This window comes from Salinarimonas sp. NSM, assembly GCF_052380005.1.
GTDB lineage: Bacteria > Pseudomonadota > Alphaproteobacteria > Rhizobiales > Beijerinckiaceae > Salinarimonas.
Window position 1 is genome coordinate 1 of sequence record NZ_JBQTCJ010000132.1, and the last position, 548, is coordinate 548.

1 rRNA gene is annotated in these 548 nt (G+C 56.8%); it reads right to left on the bottom strand.

Annotated features, from left to right (window positions below):
- Nucleotides 1-316 (bottom strand): 16S ribosomal RNA (locus ACTZWW_RS22670); the annotation flags it as partial.
- Nucleotides 317-548 lie beyond the last annotated feature (232 nt).

Sequence of the window (548 nt, forward strand, 5' to 3'; positions counted from 1 at the left end):
CTCCCGTAGGAGTCTGGGCCGTGTCTCAGTCCCAGTGTGGCTGATCATCCTCTCAGACCAGCTACCGATCGTCGCCTTGGTGAGCCGTTACCTCACCAACTAGCTAATCGGACGCGGGCCGATCCATCGGCGATAAATCTTTCTGCTCTCGCACGTATCCGGTATTAGCCCAAGTTTCCCTGGGTTATTCCGAACCGATGGGCACGTTCCCACGCGTTACTCACCCGTCTGCCACTCACCCGAAGGTGCGTTCGACTTGCATGTGTTAAGCCTGCCGCCAGCGTTCGCTCTGAGCCAGGATCAAACTCTCACGTTGAAGAGATGTGATCCAAAGGCTTCACTACTCAGCGAAATAGACGAGGGTCACATGTCCGGCCACCCCCTCGCGGGGACGGCCGATGTGACCTTCAGAAAAAGTCGCGAGCATTAGCCTCTCATCTCACGATCCGAACCAGAACCCGCTCTCGCAAAGTCCAAACCCGGATCCGCAAGGACGAAAAGGCCGCCCACGCTTCTCCTTCTTCCTTCTCGACAATGTCAAAGAGCGT